The following is a 17,577-nucleotide window of genomic DNA, read 5'->3' as shown; positions in this document are numbered from 1 at the left end:
TCCCCCGTCAGCGCACCCCGGTGTGGCCGAATCCACCCGATCCCCTTGCGCTGTCGGCGAAAGTATCCACCACCTGCAGGTCCACGCGCACGACCGGCATCACCACCAGTTGCGCGATGCGATCGCCGGGCTCGATGGTGAACGCTTCACGTCCGCGGTTCCAGACGCTGATCAGCAGCGGTCCCTGGTAGTCGGCGTCGATCAGCCCGGTGCCGTTGCCGAGCACGATGCCGTGGCGATGGCCGAGCCCGGAACGCGGCAGCACCACCGCGCACAGGCCCGGATCGGCGATGTAGATCGCCAGGCCGCTGGGGATCAGCGCGGTATCGCCGGGCGCCAGGGTCAGCGGCGCCTCGGTCGCGGCGCGCAGGTCCAGGCCGGCGCTGGCCGCGGTGGCGTAGTGCGGCAGCGGCCAGTCGTCGCCGAAACGCGGGTCCAGCAGCTTGACCTGCAGGGGGTGCGGAGCCGGGATGGTCATGCGTGCAGTCGCTCCGCGATCAGGGCCAGCAGTTGTTCGGCCAGCTGCGCCTTGGGCATGGCCGGGAACACCCGTTCGCCCTCCTGCCAATAGGCCGTGGCCGCGTTCTGGTCGCTCTCGAAGCCGTTGCCGGCCACGCCCACCTGGTTGGCGATGATCAGGTCCAGGTGCTTGTCGGTGAGCTTGCCACGGGCGTAGCGCTCGATGTCGTGGGTCTCGGCGGCGAAGCCGACCACCAGCTTCAAGGCCTGGGTCTGCGCGGCGACCTCGGCGAGGATGTCCGGGGTGCGTACCAGTTCCAGGGTCAGCGTCTCGCCGCGCTTCTTGATCTTCTGCTCGGCGACCTGCCTGGGCGTGTAGTCGGCGACCGCGGCGGTGCCGATGTAGATGTCGGCCGGCAGCGCGCCCAGCACCGCTTCGCGCATCTGCGCCGCCGAGCGCACGTCGATGCGCTGCACGCCGGGCGGCCTGGGCAGCTGCACCGGGCCGCTGACCAGCACCACGTCCGCGCCCTGCGCGGCGGCGGCCGCGGCGACCGCGTAGCCCATCTTGCCGCTGCTGCGGTTGCCCAGATAGCGCACCGGGTCCAGGTCCTCGTAGGTCGGGCCGGCGCTGATCAGCAGGCGCAGGCCGCTCAGCGCGCCGGTGGCGACCGGCGCCGGCGCTGCCTGCGCACCACCAGTTCGGCTCAGCGCGGCGGCGATCGCGGCCGGCTCGGTCAGGCGTCCGGGCCCGGACTCGCCTTCGGCCAGCGGGCCGTCTTCCGGCCCCACCACCTGCACCCCGCGCTGGCGCAGCGTGGCGACGTTGGCCTGGGTGGCCGGATGCAGCCACATGCGGTGGTTCATCGCCGGCGCCACCAGCAGCGGCGCCTCGCTGGCCAGGCACAGGGTGCTGACCAGGTCGTCGGCCAGGCCGTGGCTGAGCCGCGCCAGCAGGTCGGCGGTGGCCGGCGCGACCACGATCCGGTCGGCCCAGCGCGCCAGTTCCAGATGACCCATCGCCTGCTCGGCGGCGCTGTCCCACAGGCTGGTGCGGGCCGGATGGCCGGACAGCGCCTGGAAACTCAGCGGCGTGACGAATTGCTGCGCGCCGGCGGTCATCGCCACCTGCACCTGGGCTCCGGCATCGCGCAGTCGCCGCACCAGTTCCAGCGACTTGTAGGCGGCGATGCCGCCGCCTACGCACAACAGCACACGCTGCCCCTGCAGGGGCGCCTCAGAAGTACCGGTCACGTCGGGAATGTCCTACCCATGCAAGAACGATTAGCTTACCCGATGGCCCTCGAGGGCCCTGATACCGTTGCGCCATATCGCCCGCCAATCTGGCGATATGCACATACGCTACTGGCCCCGCAACGAACGCCCCCGGGAAAAGCTGCTGTCGCGCGGCGCCCGGGCCCTCTCCGACGCCGAACTGCTGGCGATCTTCCTCGGCTCCGGCCTGTCCGGCAGCGACGCGGTGCGGACCTCGCGCGACCTGCTGCATCGGCACGGCCCGCTGCGCGAACTGCTCGATCGTCCCCCTCGCGACCTGGTCAAGCTGCCCGGGCTGGGCCTGGCGCGGGCCTGCAAGCTGGCGGCCGCGCTGGAGCTGGGCCAACGCCATCTGGCCGCCGAACTGGAACGCGGCACGACCATGACCGATCCGGGCGCGGCAGGCCGCTACTTCGCGCAAAAGCTGCGGGCGAGGCCGCACGAAGTGTTCGCGGTGCTGTTCCTGGACACGCGGCACCGCTCGCTGGCGTTCGAAGAGCTGTTCCAGGGCACCTTGGACGGCGCCGAGGTGCACCCGCGCGAAGTGGTGCGGCGCGCGCTGGCGCACAACGCCGCCGCGGTGATCATTGGCCACAATCACCCCTCCGGGCACCCGGAACCCTCGCACGCCGACCGTGCCGTCACCGAACGCCTGAAGCACGCCCTGGGGCTGGTGGACGTGCGCCTGCTGGACCACTTCATCATCGGCGACGGCACGCCGATATCGATGGCGGCGCGCGGCTGGGCGTGAGTCGGCAGTGGCGCGTTCATCGTGCCCTGCAGCCTGCGCGATTCGCCACCGCCAGCGATTCCCGCGGCGCCGGGCGGCGGCCGGCAGCGGCGCAGCTGAGGTCGGCCTGAATCCGAAGCGGGCCGGGACGCGGCAGGTCGGGTAAAATCGCCGGTTCCGCGCTTCAAGCAGAGCTAATGTGAAATCCCAACTCCGCGCCCTGATCGGTCAAGGCATCGAAGCCTTGCGTGCCAACGGCACCCTGCCCGCCGACACCCTGCCGCCGGACTTCGTGGTCGAACGGCCCAAGACCCGCGAGCATGGCGATTTCGCCACCAACGCGGCGATGCTGCTGGCCAAGGCCGCGCGCGGCAATCCGCGCGCGCTGGCCCAGCAGCTGGTCGCCGCGCTGCCGGCCAGCGACGACCTGTCCAAGGTCGAGATCGCCGGCCCGGGCTTCATCAACTTCCACCTCAGCCCCGGCGCCTACCAGCGCGAGGTGCTGGCGGTGATCAAGCAGGGCGAGGACTACGGCCGCAGCCTCATCGGCAACGGCCGCACGGTCGGCGTGGAATACGTCTCGGCCAATCCTACCGGCCCGCTGCATGTCGGCCACGGCCGCGCCGCGGCGATCGGCGACTGCCTGGCGCGGCTGCTCGAGGCCAACGGCTGGAACGCCAAGCGCGAGTTCTACTACAACGACGCCGGCGTGCAGATCGAGAACCTGGCGCTGTCGGTGCAGGCGCGCGCGCAGGGCCTGACCCCCGACAGCGACGGCTGGCCGGAGGCCGGCTACCGCGGCGAGTACATCCAGGACGTCGCCCAGGCCTACCTGGCCGGGGAGACCGTCGACCTGGAAGGCCACCTGGTCACCGGCGCGCGCGACCCGCACGACCTGGATGCGATCCGCCGCTTCGCCGTGGCCTATCTGCGCAACGAGCAGAACCACGACCTGGCCGCGTTCGGCGTGGACTTCGACATCTACTTCCTGGAAAGCTCGCTGTACAACGACGGCAAGGTCGAGGAAGCGGTGCAGAAGCTGATCGCCTCCGGCCACACCTACGAGGAAGGCGGCGCGCTGTGGCTGAAATCCACCGATTTCGGCGACGACAAGGACCGCGTGATGCGCAAGTCCGACGGCACCTACACCTATTTCGTGCCGGACGTGGCCTACCACCTGACCAAGTGGCAGCGCGGCTACGAGCGCGCGATCACCGAACTGGGCGCCGACCACCACGGCTCGCTGGCGCGGGTGCGCGCCGGGCTGCAGGCGATGGAGCTGGGCATCCCGCCGGGTTGGCCGGAATACGTGCTGCACCAGATGGTCACGGTGATGCGCGGCGGCGAGGAAGTGAAGCTGTCCAAGCGCGCCGGCAGCTACCTGACCCTGCGCGACCTGATCGACGAAGCCGGCTGCGACGCCACCCGCTGGTTCCTGATCGCGCGCAAGCCCGACTCGCAGCTGACCTTCGACATCGACCTGGCCCGGCAGCAGAGCAACGACAATCCGGTGTTCTACGTGCAGTACGCGCATGCGCGGGTGTGCAGCCTGCTGCGCCAGGCGCAGGAGAAGCGGCTGGACTACGACCAGGGCAACGGCCTGGCCCAGCTGAACCGGCTGAACGACGCGCCTTCGCTGGAACTGATGCTGGAGCTCTCGCGCTATCCGGAAGTGGTGGAGAATGCCGGTCAGGTGCTGGAGCCGCATCTGATCGCGCAATACCTGCGCGAACTGGCCCATGCGTTCCACACCTGGTACCACGGCACGCAGGTGCTGGTGGACGATGCGTCCGAGCGCGACGCCAGGCTGACCCTGGCGGTGGCGGCGCAGCAGGTCCTGGCGAATGGTCTGAACCTCCTGGGGGTCTCGGCCCCGGAAAAAATGTGAGCGGAGAAGCGGTAGATGGCAGCACGACGTGGTAAGAGCCAGGCACGACGCAACAGCGGCAACGGCACGCCCGGATGGGTGTGGCTGATCGCCGGCGTGGCGATCGCGGCGGTGGTGTTCCTGGCGGCCCCGGGCCTGTTCAAGAAGGACGGCGACGGCTTCCTGCGGGTCGGCCCGCGCGCCAACCCCGACGCGCAACCGGCGCCGGTGGCCGATGCCGACGTGGACGCGGTGCCGGAACTGCCCAGGCCCGCCGCCAGCGCCAAGCCCGACGAGAAGAAGGACGCACAGACCCAGTACGACTTCTACACCCTGCTGCCCGGCAAGGAAGTGCAGATGTCCGACGCCGAGCTGGCCGCCAGCGCGCGCGCCGAAGCGGCGCGCCAGGCGCGTGCGCAGCAGGTGACCGCGGCGACCTCGGCCACCACGCCGGCCACCGCCGGCGCGGCGGCGACGCCGAGCGCGTCCCATCCCGTGCCGTTGCCGGAAACCGCCGCGGCGACCCCGGCCGCCTCCGCCACCGCCGCGACCCCGGCGGCGAGCAGGCCGGCGCCGGCGACCGCAACCGTCGCCACGGCCGCGCCGGCGCCGGCCGCGGACAACGCGCGCTACATCCTGCAGGCCGGCTCGTTCGGCGCCTCCGGCGATGCCGAGTCGACCAAGGCCAAGCTGGCCATGCTCGGCCTGTCGGCACGCGTGGAATCGGCGCAGATCAGCGGCAAGACGGTCTATCGCGTGCGCATGGGCCCGTACGGCAGCGCCAGCGAACTGGCCGAGGCCAAGCAGAAGCTGACCGGCAGCGGCGTCCCGGCGATCGCGATCAAGGCGCAGTGAAGCTGGCAGCAGGGAGTCGGGAAACGGGAATGGGGAAAAGCAACAGCTCTGCACTTCCCCGCTGCCGGCCGTACAACGACGGATAGTGATGCGCTGCCGGTCACGCCGGCCCTGGCGACACTCGACGTGTGCTTGGACCTGACCGCAAGCCGGAGGCGTCGACGACCGCTTTTCGTTTTTGCTTCTACCATTCCCGATTCCCCACTCCCTATTCACGGCCCCCAATGACCAAGACCGCCCTCATCACTGGCGCCACTTCCGGTTTCGGCGCCGCCGCCGTGCGCCGCTTCGTCGACGCCGGCTGGCGCGTGATCGCCACCGGCCGCCGCGCCGAACGCCTGCAGCCGCTGATCGACGCCTTCGGCGCCGAGCGCGTGCATGCGGCCGCCTTCGACATCCGCGACGAAGCGGCGATGGACGCGATGCTGGCCGCACTGCCCGAAGCCTTCCGCGGCATCGACCTGCTGGTCAACAACGCCGGCCTGGCGCAAGGCACCGCGCCGGCGCAGGCCGCGCGGCTGGACGACTGGCGCACGATGATCGACACCAACATCACCGCGCTGGTGACGCTGACCCATCGCCTGCTGCCGACGCTGATCCAGCACCGCGGCGCGATCATCAACATCAGCTCGGTAGCGGCGATCTACCCGTATCCGGGCGGCAACGCCTACGGCGGCACCAAGGCCTTCGTCAGCCAGTTCTCGCTGGGCCTGCGCTCGGACCTGCACGGCACCGGCGTGCGCGTGACCGCGATCGAACCGGGCATGGCCGAAACCGAGTTCACCCTGGTGCGCACCCATGGCGACCAGAGCGCGTCGGACACGCTGTACCACGGCGCCGCGCCGATGACCGCCGAGGACATCGCCGAGACGATCTTCTGGGTAGCGACGCTGCCGCCGCATCTGAACATCAACCGCCTGGAACTGATGCCGGTGACGCAGTCGTTCGCCGGCTTCCAGGTCGCGCGGCAGCCCGCGCCGGGCGCGTGAGCGGCGATCGCGCGCCGGCCGCGGCGATGCAGGACGTATCGCGCGAACGCTTCGAGCAACTGTGCCGGCATCATGGCACGCTGGCGCAGGGCTACGGACCTGCGTACTGGCAGGCGTATTTCGCCGAGCCTGCCGCCGCCACGACCCGCTATTGCTACTGGCCGCCGGCCAGCGCGCTGCATACGCGGCTGATGCTGGTCAGCGACCACGCGCGCGGTGAATGCCGGATGTTCTTCATCACCGAAGACGAGGAAGAGGGCCTGTTCCGCGACGGCAGTTGATCTGGCCGGAGCCGCCGATCGGCCCCGGGCGTGGCTGACCACTGGTCCGACTGCCGTCGCTCGGCCTGGCCGGGGTCCGGCTGGCACGCCCGGCTCTTGGGAAGGACTTCCGTCCCGACTCACGCATCCAGCGCTGGGCAAGGCGCGCGCCATGCCGCGATCCACGGCCGCATCGACGGCACGTGCCAGGCACGGCGACTAGGCCGGCCCCGCCGCCGCCGGCAATGCGATTCGCCGCCGGCGCGCCAGGCGCTCGCGCAGTTGCAGGAACGGCCGCTCCACCGCGTGGTGCAGCAATGCGGCCGCCAGCAGCGCCATCGCCGCGTACAGCGCGAAGGCGAGCAGCCCGCGCCCGTCCAGCGCGACACCGAACCACGCCTGGGTGAGGTGGAACACGGCCTTGTGGGTCAGGTACAGGCTGTACGACGCGGCGGCCAGCCAGGCCACGCCCGGCACGCGGCTGCGACCGAGCACGCCCTGCAGCGAGGCGCCGGCGAACACCAGCAACGCCAGGCCCAGCGACAGCAGCGGCCAGCCGACCGCGTTGCCGAGCAGCCCGGTACGCTCGCGAAACAGCCACATCGCCAGCGCGCACACCGCCAGCCCCATCAGCGCCGCCAGGTTCGCGTGGCGCTGCAGCCGTTGCCAGCGCTGCGGCCGGAACACCTTGCACGCGGCCAGGACCACGCCGGCCAGCAGGCCATCGAGCCGGTTCCAGGTCGGGTAGTAGATGTCCTCGATGAACCAGTTGCGCTGCAGCCCGGCGCCGACGCGATCCAGTGCGCTGTCGTGCAGCCAGGTCGCGGTGCGCAACGCGACGCCGGCCAGCACCACGGCCACGCACAGCGCGACGAAGCGCGGCGCCGACGGCCGCCGCATCGACGCCGCCGCCAGCAGCGGGAACACCAGGTAGAAGTGCTCTTCCACGCACAGCGACCAGGCATGCGAGAACGCCGGCTGGTTGGCGTAGTCGATGCCCAGGTTCAAGGTGAAGCTGGCGAACATCCACCATGGCGCGATACCCGGCGCCTCGCGGAAGCCGGGCCAGGCCAGGTACAGCGACAGCACCACCACGAACGCCGGCAGAATGCGGAAGGCGCGGCGCAGGTAGAAGTCGCCGTAGCGCAGCGGCTCGCCGCGCGCCAGCGGCGCCAGCACCTGGCCGCCGATCAGGAAGCCGCTGAGCACGAAGAACAGATCCACGCCCATCCAGCCGTAGCGCGACAGCCAGGTCCAGTCCGGTCCCAGGCCGCCGACCACGAACGAGTGGAACAGCATCACCCACACGATCGCCAGCGCGCGCAACAGGTCCAGGCCGGGATAGCGCATCGGGTCGTCGAGGTGATCGCAGGGGCGTTCAGCTTACGGGCCGGTGCCGGCGCCCGTCCATCGCCAACGGCGGCGACAGCAGCAGGCATGTGGCGCGGACGAGCAGGCGCGCCCCTGTGCGCGATGCTCGCCGCTGGCGATCGCGGCGCTGCGCTGTTGCATGCACAGCTGGGCAAGGAGCGCCCGGCCCATCGGCCGGACGCGCGCCGCCGCTCAGCCCAGCGGCTCGTCCGACAGGTAGGTGTAGCCGGTCAGTCCCGCTTCCAGCGCCGCTGCCAGCGCCTGCGCCTCGTCCGCTGGCAGCTGCGCAGCGGCCACGCGCTCGGCGTAGGTCGCGCGCAGCTCGTCCAGGCGGTAGCCGACGTAATCGAGCATCACGTCGGTGGTATCGCCACGGCGCTGCTGGGCGATGCGATAGCCGCTGCCGTCGGCGCTGACCTCCACCGCGTCGGTGTCGCCGAACAGGTTGTGGATGTCGCCAAGGATCTCCTGGTAGGCGCCGACCAGGAAGAAGCCGATGCGGTAGCTCTCGCCGGCGCGCAGTTCGTGCAACGGCAGCGAGCTGTCCAGGCTCTCGTTCTCGACATAGGTCTTGACCATGCCGTCCGAGTCGCAGGTCATGTCGGCGATCACGCCACGCCGCGACGGCGCCTCGTTCAGGCGCTCGATCGGCAGGATCGGGAACACCTGGTCGATCGCCCACACGTCCGGAATCGATTCGAACACGCTGAAGTTGACGAAGTACTTGTCCACCAGCCGCTCGTTGAGCTCGTCCAGCACCGGGCGGTGGCTCTTTTCCTCGCTGCTCAGGCGCTGGCGCACGGCGTGGGCGATGGCGTAGAACAGGTCGTCGATGCGCGCGCGCTGCGGCAGGTCGATCTGGCCCAGCGCGTAGCTGGACAGGCCCTCGGCATGGAAATGCTGCGCTTCCTGGAACAGCTCCACCGCCGGACGCACGTCCAGTTCGGCATGGATCTCGCGCAGGTGGCGCACCGGCGCCGGCTCGTCGGCGTGCGCGTCGGGCACGCGTCCTTCCGGCGCCTGCTCCACCTCGGCCACGTTGGCGATCAGCACCGCGTGGTGCGCGGTCATCGCGCGCCCGCACTCGGTGACCACCCGCGGCGGGGCCAGCCCATGCTGCTCGCAGGCCTCGGCCAGCGGCTGCACGATATTGCTGGCGTAGGCATGCAGGCCGTAGTTGATCGAGCAGTAGCTGCGCGAACGGGTGCCCTCGTAGTCGATGCCCAGGCCGCCGCCGACGTCGACATGGCTGATCCTGGCGCCCAGCTTGGACAGCTCGACGAAATAGCGGGTGGCCTCGCGCATGCCGTTGGCGATGTCGCGCACGTTGGAGATCTGCGAGCCCATGTGGAAATGCAGCAGGTTCAGCGCATCGGCGTACTCGGTGTCGCGCAGCTGCTTCCACAGGTCCAGCAGCTGGCGCGGCGACAGCCCGAACTTGGCCTTGTCGCCGCCGCTGTTCTGCCACTTGCCGGCGCCCAGCGAGGCCAGCCGCATGCGCACGCCCAGGCCCGGCTTGACCCCCAGCGCCTTGGCTTCCTCGATCACCAGGCCCAGCTCGGAGGGCTTCTCGATGACGATGAAGGTCTGCAGGCCCAGCTTGCGTCCGATCAGCGCCAGGCGGATGTACTCGCGGTCCTTGTAGCCGTTGCACACGATCAGCCCGCCCGGCCGCGACAGCGCCAGCACCGCCATCAGCTCCGGCTTGCTGCCCGCCTCCAGGCCGAAGCCCTCGCCCTGGTGGCTGGCCAGCGTGCCGGCCACCCCGCGGTGCTGGTTGACCTTGATCGGATACACCGCGGTATAGCCGCCGGTGTAGTCCCAGTCGGCCTGGGCCTGGGCGAAGGCGGCCTGCAGCTTGCCCAGGCGCTCGCCGAGGATGTCGGGGAAGCGCACCAGCATCGGCAGCTTGGCGCCGGCCGCGCGCGCGGCGTCGACCACCTCCGGCAGCGCGATCACCGCCCCGTCCGGCCCCTGCGGCCGCACCACCACGCGCCCGGCCGCGTCCACGTCGAAATACCCATCGGCCCAATGCGGGATCGAATAGGTCTTGCGTGCTTGGTCGGGGGACCAATCGCTCATCGTGTCGGCTCGGCTGAGGGCAAAAGGGCGTGAATTGTAACGCCTGGCTCGCATGGGGTCCGTTACAATCCGCGCCGACCCGACGCCCGGCTCCCCGGTGGGAACCGTGGGTTTGGGGTTGGCGCTGCGTTGCGGCTGGAGTGCGCGAGGCCGCGCCCTGCCTCATCCGGCGAGGGGTTGGGCCTGGCATCGCGCGATTTGGCTGCGCGAGGCTGCGCCTTACCCTCACCCGGCGAAGGGTGGGCCTGGCATCGCGCTATTTGGCTGCGCGAGGCTGCGCCCCACCCTCATCCGGCGCTCCGCGCCACCTTCTCCCGGTGGGAGAAGGGAAGCCTGCACTCTTTCTGCTTTCTTAGGATATCCATGAGCGCCAACGACAACTGGTACATCGAACACTTCCAGCCCACCGGCTCGGCCATCGGCTACCGCATCACCGGCAAGCTGGACGAAGTGCAGTCGCCGTTCCAGAAGATCGAGATCTACGACACCACCGATTGGGGCAAGCTGATGGTGATCGACGGCGCGGTGATGCTGACCACGCGCGACAACTTCTTCTACCACGAGATGATCAGCCACCCGGCGCTGTTCACCCACGCCGCGCCCAAGCGCGTGGTGATCATCGGCGGCGGCGACTGCGGCACGCTGCGCGAGGTGCTCAAGCACCCGGGCGTGGAAAGCGCCACCCAGTGCGACATCGACGAGCAGGTCACGCGCATGGCCGAGAAGTACTTCCCGGAACTGTGCGAATCCAACTCAGACCCGCGCGCCGAGCTGCTGTTCGACGACGGCATCGCCTACATGGCCAATTGCCCGGCCGGCAGCGTGGACATCGTCATCGTCGACTCCACCGATCCGGTCGGCCCGGCCGAAGGCCTGTTCAACAAGGCGTTCTACGCCAGCTGCTTCAAGGCGCTGAAGGACGACGGCATCCTGGTGCAGCAGTCCGAGTCGCCGCTGGCGCTGCTGGACCTGATCAAGGAAATGCGCGCGGAGATGGGCAAGGCCGGCTTCGCCAGCTTCCACACCGTGCCGTTCCCGCAGCCGTGCTACCCGACCGGCTGGTGGAGCGTGACCCTGGCGCGCAAGCAGGGCGGTTTCGACTTCCGCCAGGACGACGCGGCCGCCAAGCCGTTCGCCACCCGCTACTACAGCGCGCACCTGCACGCCGGCACCCAGGTGCTGCCGCCGTTCGTGGCCGAAGCGCTGGGCGAGTGAACCCGGGACGGAAGCGCATCGGCGCTTCCGCCGGAAGAACCTCTGCAAGCAGGCCGGGAAGCCGTGTCGTGCGTCGCGCAACGGCCATGTCGTGATGCGGCGCATCCATGGCGCCGTCCATGGATGCATGGCCTCGTGGATCAGCTCGAGGTCGAAGCGCCTCGACGATGCGCCCGCGATCCAGCGGCCGCGGTCCAGCAAAGCACACTCCTCCCGACGGTTCGATTGCAGCCTTCATGCGCCGCGGCGCAGCGCGCCAGCGCCAGCGCCAGCGCCAGCAAGTTTCTCGCGTCTGTTCGCAGGCTCCGGCCGGTGAAGCGACATCGGCTGGCTTCACGCCATCAGCCGCGACAGACCTTGTCGCGCCCATCGCGGCCAGCGTCCTCCCACGGCGCTTCGCCGGCTGCCTATACCTGCCCCGGTCGAAGTGCGCTGACGCGGTGACGGGATCTCCTCGAGGACGTAGAAACGTCCGTCCGGCCTGAAGCCGGCGCGATACGCTCGTCAGCCATGCGGACGGGGCATTGCGCTAACGCGGTGGCGGGATCTCCTCAAGGATGTAGAAACTTCCGTCCGGGCTGAAGCCGAAGCGATACGCGCTCATAGGCCATGCGTACAGGGCGTTGACCTTGCTTTCCCAACGCCGCTCGCCGTCGCTGCCGCCGACCACGAAGTAGATCGAACGGTCGCCGTCGGCCAGCTCCAGATTCTCGCGCTGCTCCGGGTGCAGCGCTTTCAGCCCTTCCAGATGCCTGTCGAGCGCCTTGTCCACCGCCGGCAACGCCTGCAGCGGCACTTCGTCCAACCGGATCAGCTGCGGCGCCAGTTCCGCCGGATCGCGATCGCGCGCGAACACGTGCGGGCCGTCCCAGGCCGGCGTCGGCCGCCCGCTGCCGGCGGGCCGATACTCGTAGTGATCCAGCTGGCCGGGGCGCTGCGGGTTCTGCACCTTCAGCATCACCGTGCCGTCGTCGTGGAAGAAAACGTACTGGAACACCTTCAGCTCGCGCCCCGTCAGTTCCGGCCGTGCCTTCAGTTCGGCGAACGCGTCGCGGAACAGCTGCGGCCGCTGCAGCGCATCGTGCACCGGTGCCGGCGCCTCAGCTTGCGCCTGCGCCTGCGACGCCGCCGGCTCTCCGCCGCAGCCGGCCAGGGTCAGCGCCGCCAACAGCAGCGTGGCCGCCGCCGCGCAGCGTGGCGGCAGGCTGGCGGCCTGGGTTCTACAGCGCGTCGGCATCCAGTTCGCCGGTGCGGATGCGCACCACCGTGCCCAGGTCGTACACGAACACCTTGCCGTCGCCGATCTTGCCGGTACCGGCGGCCTTGACGATCGCCTCGACCACGCGCTCGACCTGGTCCTCGCTGACCGCCACTTCCAGCTTCACCTTGGGCAGGAAATCGACGACGTACTCGGCGCCGCGGTACAGCTCAGTGTGGCCCTTCTGCCGGCCGAAGCCCTTGACCTCGGTCACGGTGATGCCGGCCACGCCCTGCGCCGCGAGCGCCTCGCGCACGTCGTCGAGCTTGAACGGCTTGATGATGGCCATGATCATCTTCATGCGGCTTTCTCCAATCCCAATGGCGTCAGGATAACGCGGTTGCGTGATGGCCGGCCGTCGGGTTCAATGAACGCGCGCTTCATCGCCGGAATTTTCCGACAGCGCACCGCGCCCAGCACCGATGGCCCCGGACCGCCGGATGCCGCAGTCTGGCGCCACCTGCCGGAGCACAGCCATGATCGACTTCAACCAACTCGACGACCTTGCCCGCCGCCTCAGCGACCTGGTGCCGCCGGGCCTGCGCGAATCCCGCGACGAACTGCAGAACACCTTCAAGAGCGCGCTGCAGGCCGGGCTGGGCAAGCTCGATCTGGTCACCCGCGAGGAATTCGAAGTGCAGCGCGCGGTACTGCTGCGCACCCGCGAGAAGCTGGACGCGCTGGAGCAGACCGTGGCCGCGCTGGAAGCCGCGCGCAGCGGCAGCGGTACCGACAGCACGCCGCAAGCCTGATCCCCGCCGCCATGAGCCTGGCGCTGGTGCACAGCCGTGCCCGCGCGGGGGTGCTTGCGCCTCCGGTCCGGGTCGAGGTCCATCTGTCCGGCGGGCTGCCGGCCACGCAGATCGTCGGCCTGCCGGAGGCCGCCGTGCGCGAATCGCGCGACCGCGTGCGCGCCGCCATCCTCTGCGCGCAGTACGAGTTCCCGGCGCGGCGCATCACCGTCAACCTGGCCCCAGCCGACCTGCCCAAAGAAGGCGGCCGCTTCGACCTGCCGATCGCGCTGGGCATCCTCGCCGCCGCCGGGCAGATCGATCCGCAGGCGCTGGGCGGCTACGAATTCCTGGGCGAGCTGGCGCTGACTGGCGAACTGCGCCCGGTGGACGGCGTGCTGCCGGCGGCGCTCGTCGCCGCGCAGGCCGGCCGCACGCTGATCGTGCCGGCCGGCAATGGCGCCGAAGCGGCGCTGGCGCAGCACGTGCAGGCCTATACCGCGCGTACCCTGCTCGAAGTCTGCGCGCTGTTGAACGGCAGCAAGACCCTGCCGGCGGCGCAGGCCCTGCCGGCCGCGGCCACGCCGTTCCCGGACCTGGCCGACGTGCGCGGGCAGGCGCATGCGCGGCGCGCGCTGGAGATCGCCGCGGCCGGGCACCACCATCTTCTGCTGATCGGCAGTCCCGGCTGCGGCAAGACCCTGCTGGCCTCACGCCTGCCCGGCATCCTGCCCGACAGCAGCGAGGCCGAAGCGCTGGAAAGCGCGGCGATCGCCTCGGTCAGCGGCCGCGGCCTGGATCCGGCACGCTGGCGGCAGCGCCCCTACCGCGCGCCGCACCACACCGCCAGCGCGGTGTCGCTGGTCGGCGGCGGCACCCATCCGCGCCCGGGCGAGATCTCGCTGGCGCATCACGGCGTGCTGTTCCTGGACGAGTTGCCTGAGTGGAACCGGCATGCGCTGGAAGTACTGCGCGAGCCGCTCGAATCGGGAACGGTCACGGTGTCGCGCGCGGCGCGCAGTTCGGAGTTCCCCGCGCGCTTCCAGCTGGTCGCGGCGATGAATCCCTGCCCCTGCGGCTGGGCCGGCGATGCCAGCGGGCGCTGTCGCTGCACGCCGGACAGCGTGCGCCGCTACCGCGCGCGCATCTCCGGCCCGCTGCTGGACCGGATCGACCTGCACGTGGACGTGCCGCGGCTGCCGCCGCAGGCCTTGCGTGCCGACGCCGCGCCCGGCGAATCCAGCGCCGCGGTGCGTGCACGGGTGGAACATGCACGGCAACGGCAGCTGGCGCGCGCCGGACGCCCCAACGGCCAGCTCGGCCAGAGCGAAACGCTGCGCGACTGCCGGCTGGGCGCGCGCGACGAGGCGCTGCTCGAGCATGCGATCGAACGGCTGCGGCTGTCGGCGCGCTCACTGCACCGCATCCTGCGCGTGGCGCGCACCATCGCCGACCTGGCCGAAAGCGACGCCATCGGCAGCGCGCACCTGAGCGAGGCGATCGGCTATCGGCAGCTGGATCGTGGCGAGGAGGTGGCGGTGCCGGCCATGGCCAGCGGCTAGGACGTGCCACGCGCTTGGCAACAGCATTGCAGGAACTTGGGTGTGCCGCGCGGCGAATGGACATCTCGGCTCGAACGTCGACGCCGCGCCGATGTGCGTCCAGCGCTTCGAGGCCAGTGCGACGTGCACCAGCCTCGATCCACTTCAGCGCGCGCGAAGAGATGCCGCCGCTCGCGCAGTGAGCCCGCGCCGCCGCGCCGCGCTCGCCACGCTTGCGCTCCAGCAGCTAGGCCACGGGTCTGTGCCACTGGCACGCGACCGGGCCAGTGGCGTGTTCCGATCACGGTGGATCACGTGTAGGAACGATCCGGACCTCGGGCCAGTAGCCGCGGCAGTTTTGACGACGAATTGTCGCGACGGATGGCCAAAGCACCAGGCGCCGCTCCCAGCGGCTGCTTGATCGCAAGCACCCACGGCTCCGACCACGCGCTAGCGCGCATGCAGGCGGAAGAACTCCTCGAGCAAGGCGTTGCAGCGGCGCGCATGGGTGAACGTCATGCCGTGCGAGGCCCCCGCCAGCGCGTGCCAGCGCGCGTCGGGCAGCCATGCGGACAGCGCTGCCGCATTGTCGCGGTACTGCGCGGGGCTGCGCTCGCCGGTGACCAGCAACACCGGCAGCGGCAGCGCCATCGCGTCCTCGCGCCGGTACGGCGGCAACGCATCGCGCAACTGCGGCGCCAGGGTCGCCGCGTTGTCGCGCACCATCTGCCGGAACATCTCGCTGCTGCGCGCCCAGGCACCCGGCTGGCTGACCGAATCGACGAAGCACGCCAGCCCCGCCTCGACCTGGCCGCTGGCGACCAGCGCCACCGCCCGTTCGCGTACCGCCTCGACCTCGGCCGGCAGGCCGCCCGGCTGTGGTCCGCCCGGATCGAACAGGCTCAGGCTGGCCAGGAGTTGCGGATGCTGCAGGGCCACCTGCCAGGCCACCGCCGCCCCGCGCGAATGCCCCACCAGGTGCACCGGCGCCGGCCCGCTGGCGGCGATGAACGCCGCCACCTGTTGCGCATGCCAGCGCCAACCGAACGTGTGCCGTGCCGCCGACGCCAGCGCCGGGTAGTACCGGCCCAGGCTCAGCGAGGTGAGTTCGAATGCCTCGGCCAGGCCGCGCCATTGCGGCCACCAGTAGCGGTAGTCGCACAGCGCGCCGTGCACCAGGACCACCGGCGCGCCGCGGCCCACGCGCAGGTAGGCGATCGCGTCGTCGTCGCCGAGCGTGCGTACCGCCGGCTTGCCGGGTGGTTCGAACGCGGTCTTCACCTGCGCCACCGCAGGCCGGCGCCGGCCGGCATGGCGGGAACGAGAGGGGACGAGGGCCGGCACTGCCGCCGGCCTTGCATGGCGGTCGCGTACGGGCCAGCCATGGCGGCGCCTTGCGCGCTCAGCAGCCGGGCCATGCCGGCATCGGGATCTGGTGGAACATCCACAGCACTGTTCGATGGTGCGCCCGGAGGGATTCGAACCCCCGACCAATGGCTTCGGAAGCCACTACTCTATCCGGCTGAGCTACGGGCGCAACGGACGCGCATTCTAACGGCAAACCGCGCGCCGCGTCTCCCCCTTGCCGTCCCTTGCGGCCGCAGCGGGTCCCGCGCCCGCCACCGCCGCGGCGCAGGCATGGCGGACCGCGCCGTGCTGCCGCCGGACAGGCCCGGCTGCTACCCTTGTCGCATGGGTTACGAACGCTACGAAACGCCCGCCGCGCTGCCGCCGCGCGCGCGCCTGGGGCAGTACTGGAAACTGCTGCGCGGCGACCGTCCGATCGGCGCGCTGCTGCTGCTGTGGCCGACCTGGTGGGCGCTGTGGCTGGCCGCCGACGGCCTGCCGCCGCTGTGGACGCTGTTCGTGTTCACCGCCGGCGTCTGGCTCACCCGCTCGGCCGGCTGCGTGATCAACGACTACGCCGACCGCTGGCTGGACCCGCAGGTGGAGCGCACCCGCGGGCGGCCGCTGGCCACCGGCGCGGTCAGCGGCCGCGAGGCGCTGGCGCTGTTCGCGCTGCTGATGGTCGTCGCCTTCGCGCTGGTGCTGACGATGAACGCGCTGACCATCGGCCTGAGCGTGGTCGGGCTGTTCCTCGCCGCCAGCTACCCCTACCTGAAGCGCTACACCTACCTGCCGCAGGTCTACCTCGGCATGGCGTTCGGCTGGGGCATCCCGATGGCCTTCGCCGCGATCCGCGGCGAGGTGCCGGCGCTGGGCTGGTTGCTGTACGCGGCCAACATCCTGTGGGCCACCGCGTACGACACCTGGTACGCGATGGTCGACCGCGAGGACGACCTGCGCGCCGGCTCCAAGTCCACCGCGATCCTGTTCGGCGACCTGGACCTGGTCGCGCAAGCCATCCTGTACGCGCTGATGTTCGTCGCGCTGGGCTTCGTCGGCACCCGCGGCGCGCTGGGCCCTTGGTACTGGGCTGGACTGGGCGTGGCCGCGCTGCTGGTCGCCTACGAGTTCGCGCTGGCGCGCGGTCGCGAGCGCAGCGCCTGTTTCCGCGCCTTCCTGCACAACAACTGGGTCGGCCTGGCGATCTTCGCCGGCATCGTCGCCGCGCTGGCGACGCGTTCGCCGGCGGCCTGACGCCCGCTGCGCGGCCACGTGGCCTGCGCGGCGGCGATGTCGGCCTGGCGCGCGGCCGCGGCGGCCTCGGCCTGCTGCAAGGTGGTGGTGCAGGTGTGCGGACCGATCTGCAGCAGCCACTTCGCTCCACGCCACGCCACGCCGCAGCGCAGAGCGGCGCCAATTTCAGTCCGCCGGATCGCTGCCGACAGCATGGCGGCACGGCAACTGCGCGCCGCTGGCGACTGACATTGCGTGCGACGCTGGCGATGCAGACTTCCAGTGCATGTGGGGCGGCTCATGCCGAGATCGCCCGAGCGGTGTCGAGTCCCGGCTTGGCGCGTCGTACGAAGGAACGTCCCGC

At 70.7% G+C, this 17,577-nt stretch carries 16 protein-coding genes and 1 tRNA gene; 9 read left to right on the top strand and 8 right to left on the bottom strand.

From position 1 onward, the window contains the following. Window positions 1–7: 7 nt before the first annotated feature. Together dut and coaBC are read right to left on the bottom strand one after the other, a co-directional pair. Window positions 8–478 carry a dUTP diphosphatase gene (gene dut / locus JR065_RS06075; protein WP_206233032.1) on the bottom strand — a complete coding sequence of 157 codons (471 nt, stop codon included), beginning with the start codon at window positions 476–478 and terminating at the stop codon, window positions 8–10. Next, window positions 475–1,713 (bottom strand): bifunctional phosphopantothenoylcysteine decarboxylase/phosphopantothenate--cysteine ligase CoaBC, encoded by a 1,239-nt coding sequence (gene coaBC / locus JR065_RS06070; protein WP_206233031.1) that lies wholly within the window; start codon window positions 1,711–1,713, stop codon window positions 475–477. The genes dut and coaBC overlap by 4 nt, the downstream gene beginning before the upstream one ends. Before the next feature lie 97 nt (window positions 1,714–1,810). Between coaBC and radC the strand changes: the two genes are divergently transcribed. The 5 genes from radC to JR065_RS06045 all read left to right on the top strand — a co-directional run bounded on the left by radC (window position 1,811) and on the right by JR065_RS06045 (window position 6,456). Next, window positions 1,811–2,485 (top strand): RadC family protein, encoded by a 675-nt coding sequence (gene radC / locus JR065_RS06065; protein WP_206233029.1) that lies wholly within the window; start codon window positions 1,811–1,813, stop codon window positions 2,483–2,485. A 178-nt stretch (window positions 2,486–2,663) separates the two neighbouring features. Beyond that, entirely contained in the window at window positions 2,664–4,352 is a 1,689-nt protein-coding gene (gene argS / locus JR065_RS06060) for an arginine--tRNA ligase (RefSeq protein ID WP_206233028.1), read from the top strand. Window positions 4,353–4,367: 15 nt separating this feature from the next. After that, entirely contained in the window at window positions 4,368–5,186 is an 819-nt protein-coding gene (locus tag JR065_RS06055) for an SPOR domain-containing protein (protein ID WP_206233026.1), read from the top strand. A 224-nt stretch (window positions 5,187–5,410) separates the two neighbouring features. After that, complete coding sequence (locus JR065_RS06050; protein WP_206233025.1) at window positions 5,411–6,175, top strand: SDR family NAD(P)-dependent oxidoreductase; 765 nt, start codon at window positions 5,411–5,413, stop codon at window positions 6,173–6,175. Next, window positions 6,172–6,456: a hypothetical protein gene (locus JR065_RS06045; RefSeq protein ID WP_206233023.1), complete on the top strand. Its 285-nt coding sequence runs from the start codon at window positions 6,172–6,174 to the stop codon at window positions 6,454–6,456. Before JR065_RS06050 ends, JR065_RS06045 begins: the two co-directional genes overlap by 4 nt. A gap of 198 nt (window positions 6,457–6,654) precedes the next feature. On the opposite strand, the gene JR065_RS06040 is transcribed toward JR065_RS06045, so the two are convergent. Beyond that, window positions 6,655–7,785 carry an acyltransferase family protein gene (locus tag JR065_RS06040; RefSeq protein WP_206233022.1) on the bottom strand — a complete coding sequence of 377 codons (1,131 nt, stop codon included), beginning with the start codon at window positions 7,783–7,785 and terminating at the stop codon, window positions 6,655–6,657. A gap of 213 nt (window positions 7,786–7,998) precedes the next feature. Further along, window positions 7,999–9,888 (bottom strand): arginine decarboxylase, encoded by a 1,890-nt coding sequence (speA, locus tag JR065_RS06035; protein WP_206233020.1) that lies wholly within the window; start codon window positions 9,886–9,888, stop codon window positions 7,999–8,001. A 363-nt stretch (window positions 9,889–10,251) separates the two neighbouring features. On the opposite strand from speA, the gene speE reads away from it, so the two are divergent. After that, window positions 10,252–11,103 (top strand): polyamine aminopropyltransferase, encoded by an 852-nt coding sequence (speE, locus tag JR065_RS06030; RefSeq protein ID WP_206233018.1) that lies wholly within the window; start codon window positions 10,252–10,254, stop codon window positions 11,101–11,103. Window positions 11,104–11,632: 529 nt separating this feature from the next. Here speE and JR065_RS06025 read toward each other — a convergent pair. Continuing rightward, window positions 11,633–12,340: a hypothetical protein gene (locus JR065_RS06025; protein WP_206233017.1), complete on the bottom strand. Its 708-nt coding sequence runs from the start codon at window positions 12,338–12,340 to the stop codon at window positions 11,633–11,635. Further along, a complete protein-coding gene (locus JR065_RS06020) occupies window positions 12,324–12,662 on the bottom strand; it encodes a P-II family nitrogen regulator (protein ID WP_206233015.1) in 339 nt (112 codons plus the stop codon). The genes JR065_RS06025 and JR065_RS06020 overlap by 17 nt, the downstream gene beginning before the upstream one ends. Window positions 12,663–12,837: 175 nt before the next feature. On the opposite strand from JR065_RS06020, the gene ubiK reads away from it, so the two are divergent. Both ubiK and JR065_RS06010 read left to right on the top strand, forming a co-directional pair. Continuing rightward, on the top strand, window positions 12,838–13,113 hold the full coding sequence (ubiK, locus tag JR065_RS06015; RefSeq protein ID WP_206233013.1) for a ubiquinone biosynthesis accessory factor UbiK: 276 nt from the start codon (window positions 12,838–12,840) through the stop codon (window positions 13,111–13,113). Window positions 13,114–13,124: 11 nt separating this feature from the next. Then, on the top strand, window positions 13,125–14,654 hold the full coding sequence (locus tag JR065_RS06010) for a YifB family Mg chelatase-like AAA ATPase (protein WP_206233011.1): 1,530 nt from the start codon (window positions 13,125–13,127) through the stop codon (window positions 14,652–14,654). 429 nt (window positions 14,655–15,083) lie between these two features. Here JR065_RS06010 and JR065_RS06005 read toward each other — a convergent pair whose 3' ends face one another. Then, window positions 15,084–15,914, bottom strand: coding sequence for an alpha/beta fold hydrolase (locus JR065_RS06005; protein ID WP_206233010.1), 831 nt, complete (start codon window positions 15,912–15,914; stop codon window positions 15,084–15,086). Window positions 15,915–16,093: 179 nt separating this feature from the next. Continuing rightward, window positions 16,094–16,170 (bottom strand) — tRNA-Arg (locus JR065_RS06000). Between the two features lie 155 nt (window positions 16,171–16,325). On the opposite strand from JR065_RS06000, the gene ubiA reads away from it, so the two are divergent. Next, the gene (gene ubiA, locus JR065_RS05995) at window positions 16,326–17,234 is read left to right on the top strand and encodes a 4-hydroxybenzoate octaprenyltransferase (protein WP_206233008.1); all 909 of its coding nucleotides are present in this window, start codon (window positions 16,326–16,328) and stop codon (window positions 17,232–17,234) included. The last annotated feature ends 343 nt before the right edge of the window (window positions 17,235–17,577 follow it).

This window comes from Xanthomonas sp., from assembly GCF_017163755.1.
GTDB lineage: Bacteria > Pseudomonadota > Gammaproteobacteria > Xanthomonadales > Xanthomonadaceae > Xanthomonas_A.
The sequence above is the reverse complement of the archived record's forward strand: the minus strand, read 5'-3'. Positions and strand labels throughout refer to the sequence as shown.

Bases quoted from the DNA above. Each gene is read 5' to 3' on its own strand.
- JR065_RS06040 (WP_206233022.1), bottom strand. From the start codon at position 7,785: ATGCGCTATCCCGGCCTGGACCTGTTGCGCGCGCTGGCGATCGTGTGG.
- JR065_RS06050 (WP_206233025.1), top strand. From the start codon at position 5,411: ATGACCAAGACCGCCCTCATCACTGGCGCCACTTCCGGTTTCGGCGCC.
- JR065_RS06055 (WP_206233026.1), top strand. From the start codon at position 4,368: ATGGCAGCACGACGTGGTAAGAGCCAGGCACGACGCAACAGCGGCAAC.
- JR065_RS06020 (WP_206233015.1), bottom strand. From the start codon at position 12,662: ATGAAGATGATCATGGCCATCATCAAGCCGTTCAAGCTCGACGACGTG.
- radC (WP_206233029.1), top strand. From the start codon at position 1,811: ATGCACATACGCTACTGGCCCCGCAACGAACGCCCCCGGGAAAAGCTG.
- JR065_RS06025 (WP_206233017.1), bottom strand. From the start codon at position 12,340: ATGCCGACGCGCTGTAGAACCCAGGCCGCCAGCCTGCCGCCACGCTGC.
- speE (WP_206233018.1), top strand. From the start codon at position 10,252: ATGAGCGCCAACGACAACTGGTACATCGAACACTTCCAGCCCACCGGC.
- ubiA (WP_206233008.1), top strand. From the start codon at position 16,326: ATGGGTTACGAACGCTACGAAACGCCCGCCGCGCTGCCGCCGCGCGCG.
- ubiK (WP_206233013.1), top strand. From the start codon at position 12,838: ATGATCGACTTCAACCAACTCGACGACCTTGCCCGCCGCCTCAGCGAC.
- dut (WP_206233032.1), bottom strand. From the start codon at position 478: ATGACCATCCCGGCTCCGCACCCCCTGCAGGTCAAGCTGCTGGACCCG.
- JR065_RS06010 (WP_206233011.1), top strand. From the start codon at position 13,125: ATGAGCCTGGCGCTGGTGCACAGCCGTGCCCGCGCGGGGGTGCTTGCG.
- speA (WP_206233020.1), bottom strand. From the start codon at position 9,888: ATGAGCGATTGGTCCCCCGACCAAGCACGCAAGACCTATTCGATCCCG.